Source organism: Bacillus sp. 3255 (genome assembly GCF_031456485.1).
GTDB lineage: Bacteria > Bacillota > Bacilli > Paenibacillales > NBRC-103111 > Paenibacillus_E.
The window spans coordinates 149,363-165,233 of the sequence record NZ_JAVDUS010000002.1 but is presented as its reverse complement, the minus strand read 5'-3'; the positions used below and the strand labels follow the sequence as shown (position 1 = coordinate 165,233).

The 15,871-nt window shown below is 50.7% G+C and carries 12 protein-coding genes; 9 read left to right on the top strand and 3 right to left on the bottom strand.

Going from position 1 to position 15,871, the window contains the following annotated elements; translation table 11 throughout:
• Nucleotides 1–42: 42 nt before the first annotated feature.
• Nucleotides 43–1,353, bottom strand: a complete 1,311-nt coding sequence (locus tag J2X61_RS03250) for an MFS transporter (protein ID WP_310185885.1) — start codon at nucleotides 1,351–1,353, stop codon at nucleotides 43–45.
• Between the two features lie 135 nt (nucleotides 1,354–1,488).
• Here J2X61_RS03250 and J2X61_RS03245 point away from each other — a divergent pair, with 135 nt between their 5' ends.
• The gene (locus J2X61_RS03245; RefSeq protein ID WP_274465932.1) at nucleotides 1,489–2,022 is read left to right on the top strand and encodes a TlpA family protein disulfide reductase; all 534 of its coding nucleotides are present in this window, start codon (nucleotides 1,489–1,491) and stop codon (nucleotides 2,020–2,022) included.
• 55 nt (nucleotides 2,023–2,077) lie between these two features.
• Here J2X61_RS03245 and cimA read toward each other — a convergent pair whose 3' ends face one another.
• Nucleotides 2,078–3,697, bottom strand: a complete 1,620-nt coding sequence (gene cimA / locus J2X61_RS03240; protein ID WP_310185882.1) for a citramalate synthase — start codon at nucleotides 3,695–3,697, stop codon at nucleotides 2,078–2,080.
• A 213-nt stretch (nucleotides 3,698–3,910) separates the two neighbouring features.
• Here cimA and J2X61_RS03235 point away from each other — a divergent pair, with 213 nt between their 5' ends.
• The 7 genes from J2X61_RS03235 to J2X61_RS03205 all read left to right on the top strand — a co-directional run bounded on the left by J2X61_RS03235 (nucleotide 3,911) and on the right by J2X61_RS03205 (nucleotide 13,838).
• Nucleotides 3,911–5,212 (top strand): DNA polymerase IV, encoded by a 1,302-nt coding sequence (locus J2X61_RS03235; protein WP_310185880.1) that lies wholly within the window; start codon nucleotides 3,911–3,913, stop codon nucleotides 5,210–5,212.
• A 9-nt stretch (nucleotides 5,213–5,221) separates the two neighbouring features.
• Complete coding sequence (mobB, locus tag J2X61_RS03230) at nucleotides 5,222–5,728, top strand: molybdopterin-guanine dinucleotide biosynthesis protein B (RefSeq protein WP_310185878.1); 507 nt, start codon at nucleotides 5,222–5,224, stop codon at nucleotides 5,726–5,728.
• 66 nt (nucleotides 5,729–5,794) lie between these two features.
• A complete protein-coding gene (locus J2X61_RS03225) occupies nucleotides 5,795–6,028 on the top strand; it encodes a ferredoxin (protein WP_126141398.1) in 234 nt (77 codons plus the stop codon).
• 163 nt (nucleotides 6,029–6,191) lie between these two features.
• Complete coding sequence (locus tag J2X61_RS03220) at nucleotides 6,192–8,039, top strand: adenylate/guanylate cyclase domain-containing protein (RefSeq protein WP_274465928.1); 1,848 nt, start codon at nucleotides 6,192–6,194, stop codon at nucleotides 8,037–8,039.
• A gap of 26 nt (nucleotides 8,040–8,065) precedes the next feature.
• Nucleotides 8,066–9,871 (top strand): FecR family protein, encoded by a 1,806-nt coding sequence (locus J2X61_RS03215; RefSeq protein ID WP_310185872.1) that lies wholly within the window; start codon nucleotides 8,066–8,068, stop codon nucleotides 9,869–9,871.
• 26 nt (nucleotides 9,872–9,897) lie between these two features.
• A complete protein-coding gene (locus J2X61_RS03210; RefSeq protein WP_310185870.1) occupies nucleotides 9,898–11,496 on the top strand; it encodes a stalk domain-containing protein in 1,599 nt (532 codons plus the stop codon).
• A 794-nt stretch (nucleotides 11,497–12,290) separates the two neighbouring features.
• Nucleotides 12,291–13,838, top strand: a complete 1,548-nt coding sequence (locus J2X61_RS03205; RefSeq protein ID WP_310185868.1) for a L,D-transpeptidase — start codon at nucleotides 12,291–12,293, stop codon at nucleotides 13,836–13,838.
• 137 nt (nucleotides 13,839–13,975) lie between these two features.
• On the opposite strand, the gene J2X61_RS03200 is transcribed toward J2X61_RS03205, so the two are convergent.
• On the bottom strand, nucleotides 13,976–14,110 hold the full coding sequence (locus J2X61_RS03200; RefSeq protein WP_274465921.1) for a hypothetical protein: 135 nt from the start codon (nucleotides 14,108–14,110) through the stop codon (nucleotides 13,976–13,978).
• Between the two features lie 369 nt (nucleotides 14,111–14,479).
• Between J2X61_RS03200 and J2X61_RS03195 the strand changes: the two genes are divergently transcribed.
• Nucleotides 14,480–15,838: an ABC transporter substrate-binding protein gene (locus J2X61_RS03195; protein ID WP_274465920.1), complete on the top strand. Its 1,359-nt coding sequence runs from the start codon at nucleotides 14,480–14,482 to the stop codon at nucleotides 15,836–15,838.
• The last annotated feature ends 33 nt before the right edge of the window (nucleotides 15,839–15,871 follow it).

Genomic DNA, 15,871 nt, shown 5'->3' with positions numbered 1-15,871 from the left:
ATCCCCCCCAATTTGCGCAACATTCGTTTGAAGGTTAGTATATCATGCTTTCTGACCCATTTGCTTATCCGGTTTAATGAAGAAGAAAACGAGACCCAGCATGAGCAGCGCCAAAGCTGAAACGGTAATGAATAAAGTTTTGTGCGACATGTTCATCAGCCAACCGAATAAAGGCGGCCCGAAAGCCACGCCAATGAAACGCAGGCTGTTGTATAGCGATGTAATCATACCCCGTTGGTCGCGTTCGACGGAACCGGTAATCATGGTGTTCAAACAAGGAAGCAGAAGGCCTGTTCCAATACCGCTGAGAGAAAGCAAGCCGATGAAGACGTATAGATTGGTGTTCAGAAAGATGGCGAGCGTTAGTGAAATCGTCATGATGACCAGCCCGATATTCATCAACCAGCGCATCAGGGTGCCGTTTTGTTTGATCTTCGCGCCTGTGGTGTAGGAGGTGATGACCATGCATAACAATGGAATCGCCAGCACAAGACCTTTGCGAACGCCGTCGATGTTGTACGGCTTCTCCTCTAATATTTGCGACAAATAAAAGAGTACGCCGAAAAGGATGAACAGTGTGATGGATCCCGCGAAAAAGGCGGGGATGAGCCAGTGCCCTTTTTGCTTCATAATATCTCGAATATGCCCCAGGTAGACACCGAGCCGATCGGCCTTCTTCTTGTTGGGGGGCTCCTTGATCATGAAGATGACGGCGAGCAGGGCAAGCAGGCAGAACACAGGGAAGGCGAAGAAAGGCGCGTACCAGACGATCATGGCGATCAAGGAGCCCAAGATTGGAGACACAACTTTGCCGGTACCGTTGGAAGCTTCGATCAATCCTAATGCTTTACTTGCTTCCCCTCCCTTGTAGAGGTCGCCGACTAACGCCATAGCGATAGGGGCTGTTCCGGCCGCTCCAAGGCCTTGTATGGCTCTGGCGATGATAAGGATGGTGTAGGAGTTCCACACCGCCCCGAAGCCTGCCAGGATGCCTGCAGCGCCATAGATGATGAGTGATGGAATGATGACGGCCTTCCGTGTGAATCGATCCGATAAATAGCCGGAGACGGGAATGACGATGCCTGCTGCGATGGAGAACAAGGTGATAACGAGCGAGCTTTGGAAACGGGAGATGCCCATTTTGTCTTGAAGATCCGGCAAGATCGGGACCAGCATGGAGTTGCCCAGCACGAGCACCAAGGGAATCGTTGCAATGGCGATGTATTGCCAAACGGACCCATTGCCGGATGATTCTTTGGAATTCGGCTTATTAGAAGAATTAGTGCTGTTATGGCTGGTCCAGTTATTGGAGCCGCTTTTGAATTTTTTCTTAGCTGTGGCTGCTTTGTTCACCTGTTGGCTTCCTTTCCATGTGTTTGTCAGACCTTACTTTTCCCCATTGAGGGGAAAGCATACTTGGGAACAACCGATGTTGGAAATTTCGGCGAATTGGAGATAATATAGACAGAGTGGAGGTGAACAGGCATTTTGAAGAAAAATGTAATTGTGATCGCTTTGGTCCTTGTGTTGGCAGGGATTGCGATCTATCAAAACGCCCAGCGCGAGAATAAGCAAACTCTTATGCCTACCGAACAGGCGCCCCAGGTGAATTATTTGGCGCCATCCTTCACGTTGACAGGACTTGACGGTAAGACATACTCGATCGGCGGTCCCCGAGAGAAGCCGCTGCTCGTGAATTTCTGGGCTTCCTGGTGCGGTCCGTGCGAGGAAGAAGCGCCGGATCTGGTGAATGTGTATAACAAATATCAGGGGCAATTCGATCTTTATGCGGTGAACGTAACGCCTGGAGATAAAATGGAGAATATTAAGAAGTTCGTGGACACTTATAAATACCCTTTCCCGGTGCTGCTTGACAAACAAGGTACGAATGCGGATGCCTATCGTGTCTTGGCGATTCCGACGAGCTTCCTGATTGATCGGAACGGAGTCGTTCGCGAAGTTATCCACGTCGTATCGCCCAAAGAATTGGATAAAAAGATTGCCGGGCTTATCAAGGGATAAACAAGAAAAGCTGCAGATCGGCCCGAGAACGGGCTGATTTGCAGCTTTTGGCTTATTAGTGGTTGACGAGACCGAGGCGCTCGTTCTGGTCTTTGTTCGCCGGCTCGACGCGCTGTCTGCCAATGAGGGCGTAGCGCAAGCTGTCCACCAGTGCGTACCAGCTTGCTTCGATGATGTTGCTGGATACGCCGAGCGTGTTCCAGGTTGAATTGAAATCCGTCGTCTCCATCAAGACGCGGACCTTGCCTGCGGTGGCGTCTTTCTCGTCGAGGACGCGAACCTTATAATCGGACAAGTGAATGTTCTTGATGTCCGGATAGTACTGAATCAGTGCTTTGCGCAGCGCATTGTCCAAAGCGTTGACGGGGCCGTTGCCTTCCGCCGCGGTATAGATCGTCTCTCCGTGCACTTTCACTTTGACGATTGCTTCCGAAACGACGGATTGGTTCGCCGATTTCTCTACCAGCATTTTGAACGATTCCAGGGTGAAAATCTCTTCGAGTCCTTCGAAAGCTTCGCGAAGCAGCAGCTCCAGCGTCGCATCCGCGCCTTCGAATTGGTAGCCTTGGTGCTCGAGATCCTTGATTTTCTCGATGACTTCTTTGGTCTTCTGGTGCTCTTTGTTGAAGTCGAGATTCAGCTCTTGCGCTTTCACCAGCACGTTGCTTTGTCCGGCCAATTCGGAGACGAGGACGCGCTGTTTGTTGCCGACCAGCTCCGGCTTGGTATGCTCATAAGTGCTGGCATCCTTGAGGATCGCAGAGACGTGAATGCCGCCTTTGTGCGCGAATGCCGCGTTGCCGACATAAGGCTGATTGTTCGGCATATGCATGTTGGCGATCTCGCTGATATAACGGGAAACCGGCGTTAGGGTCGCCAATTGTTCCTCCGTGATGACGTGATAGCCGAGCTTCAATTGCAGATTCGGGATGATGGAGCTCAAATTCGCGTTGCCGCAGCGCTCGCCGTATCCGTTAATCGTACCCTGAACTTGTCCGGCACCTGCTTGCACCGCAGCCAGAGAGTTGGCGACACCTAATTCGCAATCATTATGCGCATGGATGCCTACAGGCGTCTTCACATGCTGCTTGACGGCTGTCACGATCGCGGTTACTTCGCCGGGAAGCGAGCCGCCGTTCGTGTCGCACAGCACAATCCAATCCGCTCCCGCATCCTGTGCTTTGGTGATCGTTTGCAGCGCGTAGTCCGGATTATTTTTGTAACCGTCGAAGAAATGCTCCGCATCATAAATGACTTCAAGTCCGCAGCTTTTCAAATAGTGCACGGAGTCGTAAATCATCGCCAAATTCTCTTCGAGTGTCGTCTGGATCGCGGTATGTACGTGGAAATCCCACGACTTCCCGAAAATCGTCGCGACTTGAACGCCCGATTCCACAAGTCTATTCAAATTGATGTCTTCCGAAGCGACGGAATCCTTGCGTCTTGTACTTCCGAAAGCCGTAATCTTTGCGTTGTTGAACTTCATGTCGCGGACACGCTCAAAGAATTCGATATCTTTGCTGTTGCTGCCCGGCCATCCGCCTTCAATATAATGAACCCCGAGCTCGTCGAGCTTGCGGGCGATTTTGATTTTATCCTCAACCGATAGGCTGATGCCTTCTCCCTGAGTTCCGTCCCTTAATGTAGTATCGAAGATTTTGACTGATGTTGACATGGCTTCCTCCTTCAAAAGCTAGCAAAGTGACTTAGTTGCTTGTGTACGGGTGAATATGCTTGCTTTAAAGCGCTAATGTATAATTTACGATTATACCATAATACAACGGATAAAGTCATCATATCGCAAAAATGCGTTTGCTTGAATCTTTATTTTTTTGTATGCTGAAAATGGCTTTCACACTTGTTTTTGGTTCTAGGAGGGGAATGTGAAATGGTGACGGTGGAGCATCATTATCCCAAGTCGGGGAGAGTCATTTTGCATATCGATATGAACGCCTTCTACTGCTCGGTACATGAAGCTGTGGAGCCGGAAACGTATAAAGGAAAGCCCATTGCGGTCGCAGGCAGCGTCGAGCTGCGCAAAGGCATTATCGTGACTTCATCTTATGTGGCGCGCGCGCTTGGGATCAAGACAGGCATGCAGGTCAGGCAGGCGCTGAAAATATGCCCCGATTTGATCCTCATCCGCCCGGATTTCGAGCTGTATCGCAGCTTCTCCCGGCGGTTCATGCAAATTGCCTACAGCTATTCGCCGATGGTCGAATCCATGTCGATCGATGAATGCTTCGTCGATATTACAGGATCCAAGCAGTTCGGTACGCCTGTGGATATTGCGAATGCAATACAACAAAGAATTATGAAAGAGCTCCAGCTGCCCTGCTCCATCGGCATTGCGCCTAATAAGCTGCTGGCCAAGATGGGCTCCGATATGAAAAAGCCTAACGGCATTTCGGTCCTGCGCTTGCGGGATGTGCCGGGGATGTTATGGGATAAACCGTGCAATTATTTATTTGGTATCGGGAAGAAAACGGCGGTTAAGCTTACGAGGCTCGGGATTCATACGCTAGGTCAGCTGGCGGCCGGCGACGAGGCTTTATTATCGAAGCATTTCGGCGTACTAGGTCCTCATCTGAAGCGGGCTGCGAACGGTATCGATCATGCTCCCGTCAATCCGGAACAAGAACAGAGCAAGTCGATCGGACACACAACTACGCTGCCGCGGGATTATATAGAAAGAAAAGACGTTCACCGCGTATTTCTGAATCTTGCCGATCAGGTGGCCAGAAGACTGCGCAAGCAGGAATTGATGGCCTCTACGATTCAAATCACGATCCGGGATCCGGAGATGCGAACGATTACGAGATCCGTAACGCTTCCTACACCTACGGAGCACATGGACGATATTTATAAAACCTCGTGTCAACTGTACGATCATCAGTGGGAAGAGGGGAACCCGGTAAGGCTGCTGGGCATTACCCTGCAAAATCTGACGAGCAAGGAAGAGACGTTCGTTCAGCTCGATTTATTTGACTACGAGAAACAGCCCAAACGCGAGAACTTGAATAAGATCATGGATGAACTCCGGGATAAATTCGGCGAGAATGCGATTCTGACCGCCGGGATGGTGAGTGACGATCCTTCCGCACTCATCCGCAATCACAGGGCAAGAGGGACTTCCTTGCAAATGGACCATTTGAGGAACAACCCCCTTCATCAAGAAGAGGAGAAGTGAGGGCAGCTTATGGCGCATTGCATCGGCTTTGCGGGGTACTCGAACAGCGGCAAGACAACGTTAATCGCTAAGCTCGTCGTTGAGATGAAGCGGCGCAACAAACGGGTTGCGGTTATGAAACATGACGCGCATGGACATTATAAAGAAGCGTCAGGAGCGGATTCAACTATTTTCGCCGAGTCCGGGGCCGATGCGGTTGTGACCTTATCCCCGGGTGGGGTTCACGTCTACGAAAGGAAGCAGCAGCCCGATCTGCAAGAGCAGGTCCGCGCATGGAATCATTTGGATTATGTTTTTGTTGAAGGTTTTAAAAGGGAAAAGCATCCAAAGATCGCGATTTTCCGTACAATAGAGCAGAGAGGAATTGTTCATGTTCTAGAGCCGGAGCCTATCGCGATTGCCACCGATCTGGAAGCGGAAGGAATGGCTGGTTTGGCTTATCCGATTTTTGATGTAAACGACGCTTCTGCTCTGGCCGACTTTATTCAGAGGTATTTTGAGGGAGATCAATATTAAGGTTTGAACTTTGTCCTCATTTATATTATATTTTACAATGAGGATAATTCGAGGAGGAGTAGAATCATGGCAAAGTATACATTCGTTGATAAAGATACTTGCATCGCTTGTGGCGCTTGCGGAGCTACAGCACCAGACATCTATGATTACGATGATGAAGGCTTGGCGGAAGTGATTTTTGATGGAGACGGCAACAAAGGGGTAACTGAAATCCCTGAAGATCTGTACGATGATCTGCAGGATGCACAAGATGGCTGCCCAACAGACTCCATCAAAGTTGCGGATTCACCTTTTAACTAATCATACCTTATTCGTAGAGGCGATCTGCGAAATGTCGAAAAAGCTCAGTTCCTGACCGGGAACTGAGCTTTTTTTTGCTACAATTTGTATATAAATGTAAGAATTCATTGCCATTTGTCTACCTCCATCTTACAATGAATCTAGTAGGTATAAGGAGGTTCATATGGGTAAAAAGAAGTGGATCAAGACGGTAGTGGCAGGACTTTTGATTATGCTGCTATCGACATATTTCTACACGGTCAACTCGAGCGGTTTGTTTTATTTTGTGGAAGGGCCTCTGCAGGATGTTTTGCGCAAGGCGAAGTCCGTAGAAGAACGCCAGCCCGAAGACCGAATCAAAATCGTCAAGATTGATGAGAAATCTCTGAAAGCGATCGGTAAGTTCCCGTGGGACCGTTCGATATATGCGCAATTGATCGAGAAGCTGGAACAATCCGGTGCGGCGGCGATCGGCATTGACGTGGTCTTGGCCGAACCTTCCAAAAACCCCTCAGACGATAAGGCATTGGCTGATGTGATGGCCAAATACGATAATGTCATCTTGCCCATACAAATTAACTATCCCTCCAAGCAGCAGCAGGCAGGAGATCTGGTGCCTGACAAAATCGATTACCCGACATCGACAATAACGACCGACCGGCAGCAGATGGCGCATATCAATGTGTTCGTCGACAAAGACGGCAAAGCGCGCAAGCTGCCCGTTGGACTGCCGGATGAGAACGGGACTTACATACCTGCATTCAGTGTCGCTCTGGCGAATCTAGTACTGGATGACCACGAGAGAATCAAGAGAGATGACACGACGGGAGCATGGAAGCGCGGGAATGTCGTCATGCCAACCAATGAGAGAAACCAAGTGACGACAGAGTTTTTCACACTGCCCAGGCAGAAGGTGGATGCGACCTCCGGTTATGAGATGCTTTCGTTCGTGGATGTGATGAACAGCAAAAATCCTTTGCCTCTGCAGGGCAGCATCGTGTTGGTAGGGCCTTTCGTCACGGCCATGCAGGATGAATATCCGACGCCGATTTCTTCGGTCAAAATGTTCGGAATCGAAATCCATGCCAATATGATTCAAACGCTGCTGGAGAGCAAGTTTTACCAAGATTCGAGTAAGCCTGTAGGGATTGGCTTGATTTTGCTTATTTCGCTGCTTGCTATTTTCTTATTTGAGAGATTCAGAGGAAAGACCGCGCTGTTCATTTTCATCGGCATCTTTGTGCTGTATGGCGGCGTTTGGTTAACGTTCTATATCGCGGGCTCTACGTTCGCGCCGCTTGTTTATCCGCAGTTTGCCCTTGTTTTAATTTACATATGGTCGCTTGTCAGTCATTACTTAGAAGAACGCAAGGAAAGAAACCGGGTCACGGGGATTTTCGGACGCTTCGTATCCAAATCCGTTGTCGATGAACTGCTGCAATCCGGTGAAGATGTGAAGCTCGGCGGAAGCCGGAAGGACATTTCGCTTATTTTCGTCGATATCCGCGGGTTTACGCCTATGTCTGAGCGGCTTGAGCCCGAGCAGGTCATTCAAGTGTTGAACGAATATTTGGATGTATGTACGAAGGCGATTTTCAAATTTAACGGAACGCTCGACAAATTCATTGGGGACGGCGTGATGGCGATGTTCGGCGCTCCGATTGAATATGAGAACCATCCGGAGATGGCCGTTCGGGCTGCGATCGAAATGAAATCCCAGGCGAACATTTTGGAGCAGAAGCTGATTGAGAAGTATGGGATCGGCGTGAAATTCGGTCTCGGCATTAACAGCGGACCTGCTGTTGTCGGCAACATCGGATCCGAGGACTTACGCTTGGATTATACCGCTATCGGCGACACGGTGAATTTGTCTGCGCGTTTGGAATCCAATGCCAAGCCGGGCCAAATTCTCATTAGCGAGCAAACCTATGAAAGGGTCAAGCATCTTTTCGTCATAGAGTCGATAGGTGAAATTAAGGTCAAAGGCAAAGAAAAGCCCGTTGCTGTCTACGAAGTGATCGGGAATCTGTAAGAATGAAAATTGGGGAGGAATTCGGAGTGGAAGTTTCCAAGAAATCATTTGTCTCATTATGCTTAAGCTTGTGTTTGGTCGTCAGCTTGATTTCCGGGCTGTTCGCAAGTCCGGCGGATGCCAAAACGGTGAGGGTGGCCGTCATTGCTTCGTTATCCGGGGATGTCACCGTGAAGAAAGGCGGAGGCTCCAAATCGTACGACGCTTACGAGAGTATGAGCTTGAATCAAGGGGATACCGTGTATACGGGGTCCGGTTCGTCGGTTACTTTGAATTTGAGCAGCGGGGATGCGGATGTAACGCTAGGCGAGAATGCGGAAATCAACGTATCCGATCTCAATTCGTCCGATGGAAACAAAAAGTCCAAGCTGAAGGTTTGGGCGGGCTCCATGTGGGTCAAAGTCAAATCGCTGGCCGGATCGAACGATGAATTTGAAGTAGAAACGCCAACGGCAGTAATGGGCGTACGTGGAACGCAGTTTTTCGTTTCCGTCGATCCGAAAACAGGGGCTATCAAAATGGCGGTCGGGGCAGGTAAAGTATCTGCATCTACAGTAACGACTGGCACTGACAACGAACAGCATACCACGATTACTTATTTGTATCCGACGCAGCAGATTGAGCTGGATTCCCGGGATGAAACGGACGATCTTGCGCTGAAAGTGGATTTCCTGGATCTGGAGGATTTCGTGGCACAGGCTTCCCCGGAAGTCATCAAAGCATTCATCCTGAATAAAGCGGAGATTGACAAAGAGAACGATGAATTTATTGAGAAGAAGAAGCAGGAATTAAGCCAAGGCATCGTCACCGAAGATGGGAACCTTGTTATCAAAAGCTTGGAAGAGCTGAACAAGGTGCAGCAAAATTTCGATAACTTGGTCGGCAATATCGCCAAAAAAGCGCTGTCAGAAAATAAAATCGATAAATCGGACATGGATAAAGTCATCAATGAAGCGAATAAGAAAATTGCGCTGGATAACAGGAAGTTAGATTTAGGTAAAGTCAAAGAGTTGGACAAGACGGCGGGAGTCGATCCTGAGAAAGAGAAAGCGAAGCAGGAGCAGCTGAAAAAGCTGGAAGCTGCGAAGCTCAAAAATAAGCTGGAGCGCGAGAAGAAGGAAGCTGAGTTGAAAAAGCAGCTGGAAGCGATGCTTAAGCTGCTCGAGGAGCAGAATAAGAAGCAGCTGGAAGCGGTGAAGGCAGCCGAAGAGAAGGCGAAGCAAGACGCTTTGAAGAATCTGAATCAAACTACGACTGGGAATCAGCCTCAGACGAATCCGGGGAGCGGCGGTTCGGACTCTGGCAGCGGTAATCCCGGCAGTGGTAACCCAGGCGGAGGGGATCCAGGAACGCCGCCGGCACCGGTGCCTGCCGTGAGTTTGCAAGCTGCGATGGCTGGAACTAGTGATACACCGAATAAATACAATTTGGATATCCTTATGAGCAATTTCAAAGATACCAAAAATATTTATGCCGTAGAAGTTCATTTGCTGTATGGCGATAATACGTTCTATAGCGACGACATGCCGTTCATTAACGGCTCAATCTTCGGTAGAGACAGCAGCACTAATTATGCGGATTATATCAAAGAATACGAAGGTACTGAGCAGAAAGAATTAGTATATACGGTCACTAACTTCGGCAATGCAGGCAATATCGATGTAAAAGATTCCCAAAAGCTGATTACGATTCCGCTGCGTGGTTTCGGGCAACAAGCGATATCGGTAGGCAAAATTGTCATTGTCCGCAAAGACGGGACATCGGTACAAACGATTCCGTTCTCCGAAACCAGCATTGAGCCGGTGACGTTGAATATTGATATGGGCGTTTAATCTATAGATAGGAAAAGGAGATAGCAATGAAACCTTTCAAACATATTCTCGTTTCTTCCCTTGCGGCAGCTGCTTTAATGGGAGGGTCGTCCGCTTGGGCGGCAGGCTTATCGGGAGATGCGCTGCGTTCGGATAGCGGGCGCATACTTGCCGATGTTACGACATTGGCCGGGATCGGCGACTTCGAAGATTTGAACGGCGACGCCTTGAAGGCCGGTTTCCGCGCGCCAGGCAGCACGCTGCAGCTGCCGGACGGCAGCATTCTGATCGCGGACACCCGCAACCACCTCATTCGCCGATTGGCAGACGGCCAAGTGACGACGTTCGCTGGCCCTGAAGTCGTGGTGACCAAGAATGCGCAAGGATTCCCGACAGGGGGGCTTCTGGACGGCAAAGCGTCTCAAGCGTTCTTCAACGCGCCGAAGGGCTTGGCTGTCGATGGCCAAGGGAATGTATATGTCGCCGATTCCGGGAATAACGCCATTCGGAAAATAGACGCTGCGGGCCAAGTGACGACCTTGGCAGGTAACGGCGTGCCGGGCAATAAGGACGGCCAAGGGGCGGCAGCCAGCTTCAACCATCCGAGCGATGTGGCCGTAACGGCGGATGGAACCGTCTATGTTGCCGATTCGCTCAACCATGTGATTCGCAAGATTACGGCGAACGGCACGGTTACTACGCTGAGTGCGCCTGCGAACCGCGCCGTGCGGCTTACGCCGGGCGAGGCGTCATTCGCAGGAGAATTCCGAGATGGCGCATTAAGCGCAGCGAAATTCAATGAGCCCTCCGGTCTCGTGCTGGATGGCAAAGGTAATCTCTATGTAAGCGATACGGGCAACCAGCTGATTCGCTACGTTGATTTGCAGGCTGGCACCGTGAAGACCGTCGCCGGTTCTTCCCAAGCGTATGGCGCTAACGAATTATACGCGGCCGGAGACTATGCGGATGGCGAGGCGGCGAAGGCGAAGTTCGACTTCCCCAAAGGGCTCGCAGTGACAGCCGAAGGCGGCGTCTTGATCGCGGACAGTTTGAATCATGCCGTTCGCTATTTGTTCGACGGCAAGGTTACGACGATTGCCGGGACCGTTCAGACGGGGGAGGCGGACGGTGTCGAGCGTGCAGCGCAGTTCTATAGCCCGGAAGACGTCCTTGTGACCGAACAAGGCAATATCGTCGTGGCGGATGCCTCGAACAACAAAGTGCGCAAAATAGCGCCATATCAGCTTCCTGCCAGCCTGGCCAAAGAGGGAATTAAGGTCGTTCACGGCAGCCAAGCGATCGCTTTCGACGCACAACCGGAGCTTTCAGATGGACGGACGATGGTTCCCGTTCGTGCGATCAGCGAGACGTTCGGCTATGAAGTGAAATATGACGAGCTGGACGGCCGCAAAGTGGTACAGCTGGTCAAAGGGGATACAACCGTAGAATTGGCTATCGGGGAAACAGGCGTCGTGCTCAAGCAAGCCGGGAAGGCTGACGTGAAGCAGGCTACGGACGCTTCGCCTTATGTGAAGCAGGACCGCACTTATGTGCCGATTCGCTTCTTCGCCGAGCAAATTGGCTTGGACGTGCAGTGGGATGCCGGCACACAGACGGCAATTGTGCGTACGAAAACATATAAGTAATAAATGAGCTTGGCAAGGGGAACCTTGTCAGGCTTTATTTTATTGGGGCAGGCTTTTCTGCTCCGCAAGCTCCCACGTCGTACGTCCATCGGCGCAAGGGAAATACAGTGCGCTATTTCGCCGAAAATCATCCATTCTGCGAACGAAGAGGAAATACGGTTCGCTATTAAGTGGTTTTTCGCTGAAATTGAAGGCACAACCGCGAGATAGCGAATCGTATTTCCGCATCTTCCCCCAAAGAGCCCTCTTAGGGCTAAATAACGCATCGTATTTCCGCTAACCTACTGGTGAGTGGTGCGGTGTACCCCTTATCGTACGACAGTGCCCGCACCTGCCCGCTGCTGCCCACTGGATAGCGTAAGGATGTACTTGTTTGTTCTGGTGCTGCGCTGGGGTGGCATAACTGGAAAAAAACAGTTAATCCAGGGTCCTGGTAGCCTTCGGGACGGTATTAAAGGAATTTCTCCAGTTAAAAATTTGCGATTGACGATTCGGTGGGGTAATTCTCGTGGAATCAGCAGGAAATTTTCCTTCAGTTGCGCCTCAGATTATGGAGAAATCGGATGGAATAACTGGAGAAATTCAGTTACGCCTCATTCTGCGCATGCCCGGCCCGCCCTGCATGCCCCGCATGCCCGGCCCGCCCCGCAAGCCCCCGAAAATCAGGAGTCTTGTTTTTTTCATTTGGCCGCTATGCTCATAGAAATCAAGACTTGTTAATTTAGGCTTCACCTCCGAGTCCATGCTGCCGATAAATCAAAGAGAGTCTGGAAAAACATGGGGAGGTATCCGGGTTGAACAGGAAGAATGACAATGAGCGGTTGGAAAAGTTTTTCCAACATAATCCGATCGAAGATCCTCTATACCTGAAGAAATATGTCAAGGATCATCCTGATCATAAAATGGCTTGGTATTTGCTGGGCCGAGAATACGCCGCACAAGGCAAAGAGGGCAAGGCTGCCTATTGTTTCGCACAGTCTGGCGAGATTTACGAGGCCTTTGAGCGTCAGAAAATTACGATCGAAGGTACGCTGCCCGAATATCCCGCTGCGGCCTCCAAGGGCGCCAGAGAGGCGGTAGCGGCCGGCCGTGCGAAGGGCAAAGGCAGGTGGATGCCGCTGATGGTGCTTCTGCTGCTGCTGGCGGTTCCCGCGGCCATCGATTCCGCCAATAGCGGCTTGCCTAAAGAAGCCGGGAAGGCGGGGGCCGGCCTTAACGCCAATGCCGCAGCCTCTGCAACACCTCCTGTGGCGAAGCAGGAGGGACCGACACGGACGAGGCTGTATTTCGCGGAGGGGGATTGGTCGAAGAAGCTGGAACAAGTGCTTGCCTCCTCCGGTTCAGGAGCGGGCGAAGCCGTCATCATGCAGGCGCCGCGAAGCGCGGACGGCAAGTGGAAGGAGTGGCATAAGGCGGTCAGTCCGCTCCTCAGCGTTATGACACAGCCGGAAGGCGGTGGAGCTGCCGCGCTGAAGGTTTACCAATCGCAAGTATGCTCCTGCCAGCTCGCCGACAGTACGGCGCTTACCCCCGCTATCGATCAATGGATGCGTGACCGGGAGCAAGCGATTGTGCTTCAAAGCGCGATCCAAGCCTATGGAGCGAAGAACGGAGCGCCGCCGGAGAGCGCCGCGCAGCTGACGAAGCCGTATCCGGACAACCTGCTGCCGGGGTTAACCCCAGAGCTGCAGGAGCTGTTCCCGCAAGCGCTCGGTAACGTGAAAGCAGCCGCTTCCCAAGCGGGGCGCCAGGCAGCGGATGATAAATCCGTCCAGTCTCCGCCTGCGGCTCAAGAGCGTGGTGCACCCGGCAGCACGCAGCCTAAAGCTTCTGCGGATCCCCTGCAGGAACCGCTCCGCATCGTGATCGATACGGAGAAGCATCGGCTGGCGCTTGTCAGCGGCAGCTATATTTTACGCAGCTATCCGGTCGGACTTGGCGGTGACAAAACGCCGCAAGGCGAGTTCTATATCAGCGAGAAAGTGCGCAATCCGAACGGGAAGTCGAACGGGGAGTTCGGGAGCCGCGGGATGACGCTGTCGGATACGCTGTATGCGATTCACGGCACGAATAAACCTTCCAGCATCGGGAAGGACGAGTCGCATGGTTGTGTACGGATGCTGCAGGCGGACGTTGAGGAGCTGTACAATATGGTGACGCATCAGACGAAAGTAACGATCGGCAAAGGGATCCTGCCTGCAGAGACGCCCGGCGCAGGCGACGGAAGCGGAGGCGGCTCTCCCGGTGTCGGTGCGGGTCGAGGGAAGCCCGATCAAACCTTCGGATTGCCGCTGCAGACGAATGACAGCAATCCGGGCAAAAAGTACAAATGGTTGGACTAACGTGGACGTAGATATTCAGTACATCGTAGTAAACCCGTCTGAACAGGATTCAGACGGGTTTTATCAATTTGTGTTGACATTTAGTTAGAAAGCGATTACAATTCGAAATGTGATGAATTCAAGCATTTATTTTGCAATTATTTGTCCAAAATGATCAAAACAGTCATCACAATGATGACAACGAGCAAAATCGAGCCTGTCCAAATGATCGCTTTCTTATTGATCTCCTCTTTGGCTTTTCGATTGACAGCTGCTGGTTTACGTTTGGACATTGGAATCACCCTTCTTCTTGAATTAGACGATATGTCCTATCATATCATAAGTAAGGGCTTTCATAGAAGTTGGCGGAAGCAAAGAAATTTTCAAATGAGCTATTGACGATGATGTTATTTTGGTGTAATATTTAGTCACATCAGGCAGTGAATTTAATTGAATATGTGAGTTTTAATAACATGTTACCGTAAGGGCATTAGTTATTAGAAGAATGCAAGACCTCTTCTATAACTATGCCCTTTTATTTTTTTTCCTGAAGCCAATAGCACGAAAGGGGTTGGTAGCTCCAAGCTTTAGAGATGAGAAACCGGGATCTGCGCTACGCCAGCTATCCAACAGAACGATTAAAAAAGGGAGAAGATGAACACATGAACATGAAAAAATGGTCAACAATGGGTTTGGCAGCAACCATGGCACTTGTAGCCGCAGGATGCGGTAATACGGCTGCTCCGGCGGAGACGGCGAAACCGGCTGCAACGGCTGCCCCGACGACGGCAGCAAGCGCTGCGCCAACAGCAGCGGGAGCGAAGAAATTGACTGGCGATTTTGAAATCCAATACTTTGTCGGCGGTTATGGCGACAAATGGTGGAAGAAAGTCATTGCCGACTTCCAAGCGGCAAATCCGGATTTGAAAATTAAAGAAAGTGCGGGACCCAAAATCAACGAACAAATGAAGCCCCGTTGGATCGCCGGGAACCCGCCTGATTTCGTATATATCGACGGACCTGAGCTGTTCGACCGCCAGATGGTCACAGACGGGCAGCTTGAAGATTTGACGGATTGGATCAAAGAAGCGAAGAACGTTGACGGCGAGAAAATTATCGATTTGCTGGCGCAAAAGCCGCAAGAGTTCGATGGCAAAATTTATAACATACCGTTCGTGATGAGCTCGTGGGGAATTTTCTACGACAAAGCGTTGTTCAAAGAGAAAGCTTGGGCTGAGCCAAAGGACTTCGAGGAGTTCCTGGCTGTAAGTGAGAAAATCAAAGCTTCCGGCATTAATCCATTCATCCATACCGGTAAATATCCTTACTACATCAATGGCTCCGTGCTGTATCCGGCGATCGTATCGGCCAATAACAACGACTACAAGCTGCTGCAAGATATGGCGACCAACAATCTGGAAGCATGGAAAAACCCGGCCATTATCAAAGGCTTGAACAAAATCGTACAGCTGCGCGACAAAGGCTATATCGACAAAGCTTCCGTACAAATCAACCACACGGATTCTCAGTCCTTGTTCCTGCAGCACAAAGATGCGTTCATCCCGAACGGCCTGTGGCTCCCGAATGAAATGGCGAAAGACGTGCCGGCTTCCTTCGACTTCGGCTTCATTCCATCCGTCACACAGGATAAAGGCGGCAAAGTTGTAGCCAATACATCCACATCGACTTTCGCCATTGCGAAAAAAGCGAAAAACAAAGATGCGGCGAAAGCGTTCATGCAGTTCGTCTTCTCCAAAACGCAAGCTTCCCAATGGGCTGAGCTGAGCGGCGCGCCATCGAATATTAAAGGCGACATTTCTTCGTCCAAGGCGCCTAACTTCGTTAAGGACGCTGCGAAATTCCTGTCCTCGCCTGACACGGTTGTGGTACCGAACGTTTCCTTCGCCGCTGATGTAGATAAAGCGATGCAGGATGCGACGGTTGCTCTGACGATCGGCACGATTACGCCGGAAGAGTGGGTCAAACGCGTAACGGATGTCGTAGCCAAGCAAAAGAAATAGCAATTGAATGAGGCGGTGCGGAGGACGAACGGG